Origin of the sequence: Mycobacterium sp. 852002-30065_SCH5024008, assembly GCF_001665645.1 — a bacterium.
GTDB classification, from domain to species: Bacteria; Actinomycetota; Actinomycetes; order Mycobacteriales; family Mycobacteriaceae; genus Mycobacterium; species Mycobacterium paraffinicum.
Genome location: NZ_LZSZ01000071.1, coordinates 1 through 3,083 on the forward strand (window position 1 = coordinate 1; position 3,083 = coordinate 3,083).

2 protein-coding genes are annotated in these 3,083 nt (G+C 72.3%); both read right to left on the reverse strand.

The genetic code is table 11. The features are described 5' to 3' along the window. Positions 1-456 (reverse strand): biotin carboxylase N-terminal domain-containing protein (locus tag A5781_RS08850; protein ID WP_156624498.1); only part of this gene is annotated, 456 nt, incomplete at its 3' end. 14 nt (positions 457-470) lie between these two features. Continuing rightward, positions 471-3,083, reverse strand: a 2,613-nt coding sequence (locus tag A5781_RS08855; protein ID WP_156624500.1) for an SDR family NAD(P)-dependent oxidoreductase, incomplete at its 5' end; no start/stop codon positions are given.

Here is a 3,083-nt window from a genome sequence, read left to right on the forward strand (position 1 = left end):
GCTCCAGCACACCACCGGGACGTCCACCTGCTCGGCAAGCCGTTTGGCGGCCACCTTGTCCCCGAGCCGCCGGATGGTGGCGCTGCCCGGCCCGACGAAGACGATGCCGGCCTCCTCGCACGCCTGCGCGAAAGACGCGTGCTCGGCGAGGAATCCCCACCCGACCCACACGGCATCGGCCGCACTCTCGCGCAGCGCCGCCATCACCGCCGGCTGGTCGAGGTAGCGCGACCGGCGGGTGCCGTCGGCCGGGTCGGCGAAGGTCGCGGTCCCCAGCAGCACGGCCTCGTCGGCCTGGCGCACGTACCAGGCGTCGGCGTCGGCGTCCGTATAGAACACGATGGTCCGGATGGGCGGTTGGTCGCCGGCCTGATTGAGTTCGGCCACCGCGGTCAGCGCACGGACCGCGGGTTCACCGCGGTTGACGATCGCCAGCCGGCGAATCTCGGTGTTCATGGCGATGCTTCCCCTCAGCCGCGCATGACGGAGCGGATCGGGGCGACGACGTCCGCAGCCGGTGGCTGCGGCAGCGGCACGGTGCGGTACCCGTCGACCCGCAGCACCGGCCTGCCTTCGTCATCGCGGACAATGCAGACGAAACCGCCGCGCCCGTCCGGCCGCGCGGTGGCCACCAGCCCGGCCCGTTCGGTCGGGGTCCCGTTCAGGTGCACCGCATCGACATGCAGCGGCAAGGCCAGGACGCCCTCGGTGCCGGCCTCGAACAGCCCGACGGTCTGGAAGCACAGCTCGACCAGTCGCGGCCCGATCAGCACCGGCTCGTCGGTTTGCGGCGGCAGCTCGGCGGCGAATCGGGCGGCCGCGCCGTCGTCGCACCTCCACGCCGAACCGACCACCCGATAGGCCGGGCCGTGGAAGTAGAGCCGGTAGACCTGCTCCGGGCTCAGCGCGGGCACTTCGCCGCCGCGACCAGCGCCGCCGTCGGCGAGGGTGGGTGGCTCGGCCGTCAGCCGCACCGAGCCGGTGAAGTGCACGGTGCGCTGCGGCACCTCGCTGCCGGGCAGCGTGCGCTCGGCCGACAGTCGGCATTCGGCGACGAGGTCGTCCCCGTCGGGGCGTACCAGGGCCGTCACCGTCAGGGTGCGCGGTTCGTCCCGATAGAACTTGAGCGGCGCCCGGAAGTCGACGTTCTCGATGGCGGCGACGTGCAGGTCGGGCGCCAGCAGCCGGGCGGCTTCGGCGAACGTCTCCATGCCCATCACGCCGGGCAGCACCGGTGTGCCCTCGATGCGGTGGTGATCGAGGAACGGCCGGGTGGCCGGGTCGAGGGTGGTGTGCAGCACCAACCCGTCGCGCACGCTGGCGCGGACGACCTCGCCGATCATCGGCCCGACCGCCATCAGCGAGGCCGGGTTGATGCCGCCGGTGTCGTGCGGTTCGGCAGTGAGCGCGCCGAGCGCCCCGGCGACGACGACCTCGCCGTCGGTCAGGCCGGCGCCCAGTTCGCGCCTGATCCACGCCACCCCCGCCTCGGGCGGCAGCATCTCGACCCCGGCCGCCGCCATGATCTTCGGGATCGATCCGCGGGTGGCCATGCCGATGCCGCCCCAGGCGGTCCAGTCGATCGCCAGCGTCCTTACCTCCGGACGGGTGCGGCGCAAATTGCTCAGGATCTTGCACTGCAGGTCGTTGGCGGCGCTGTAGTCGGTCTGGCCCATGTTGCCGAACCGGCCTGCGACCGAGCTGAACGCCACGACGGCGCCCAGCGGAAGGTCGGCATGCAGCACGTTGAACAGGCCGTCGCCCTTGACGCCGAACACCAGGTCGAACTCGGCGGGCTCCTTGTCGGGAAGGCCGTGGCTGACCTCGACCCCGGCGGCGTGCAGCAGGACGTCGATGCGGCCGCTGGTCTCCCGCACTTGCGCCATCACTTTGTCCACCGCGGCCGCATCGGTGAGATCGACGCTGTGGTAGCGCGCCGAACCGCCGGCGGCCTCGACCGCACGAATTGCGGCCAGCGCGGCCTGCAAGCGCTCCAGGCGGGCCAGTTCCCGCTCGATCAGGACCGGTGTCGGGCGTTCGCCCCGCGCGCGCATCCGATCCGCCAGTTCCACCTTGAGCCCGTCGCGGTCTTCGGTGTACCGGCGCAGGTCGGGGTCGGCCGGGTCGGGTTCCGGCGTGAGGTCCAGCAGGTGGAAGGTGCCCCGCCAGGCCGCGGCGAGATCGGCGGTGATCGCCGACACGATGCTGCCGGCGGCCCCGGTGACGAGGAAGACCGGGTCGGGGCCGAGAGCCCCGCCCGCCTCGGCGGAAAACGGTCGCTCCGCCAGCCCGACGCCCCAGCGGCGGCCATCGGCGTGACCGACCTCGACACAACCGGGATCGCGGAGGGTCTCGTCGATCAGCGCGTCGGCCAGCGCCGCGGTCTTGCGGTTGACCGGGAAGTCGACCGCCTTGACCAGCGCCTCGGGGCGCTCGCGCCGGTATGCCTTGGCGAACCCGGTGACCGCTCCGCCCAGCGGGCAGGTCGCCCCGGTCGCGTCGTAGCCGTGGTATCCGCCCAGCCGGGTGGCCACGACCAGGAACGGGCTGCGCTCGTACAGGTGTCGCATGGTGGTGTAGAGGTTGCGCACCCGGCGTCGCAGCGCTTCGTGCCAGCCGGCGAGGTCCAAGCGCTCCAGCGGGCCCTCGTCGTCGAGGGCCGCCAGCCAGTAGACGCCGTCGACCCCGTCGCTCAGGACGGCGCTGACGTCGTCGTCTGGCCGCAGCGCCACCACGTCGACGCCGAGCCGGGTCAGCCGCGCGATCAGCGCATCCGCGACGCCGCCTTCGTCTCCCATGACGGCGACGCGCGTGCCTTTGTCGAGCGTGACTCCGGTGGGCACGCAGGCCGCGAGCTCTGGTCGCAGCGCGGGTACGGGCACCTGCCGGGTGATCCGGTCGGTGGCGGCAATGTCACCTTCGACGGCCGGCGGCACCGCGACGGCGCTTTGCGCCGCCTTCGGTGACTCAGCGGGCGCTTTTGGGTGGGCCTGGGCCTCCGCCTTCTCGCGGATCCAGGCGATCACATGGTTCAGCGTCGGAAAATCACGCAGCTTGAGGTTCTCATCGCGAGCCACCCCGTA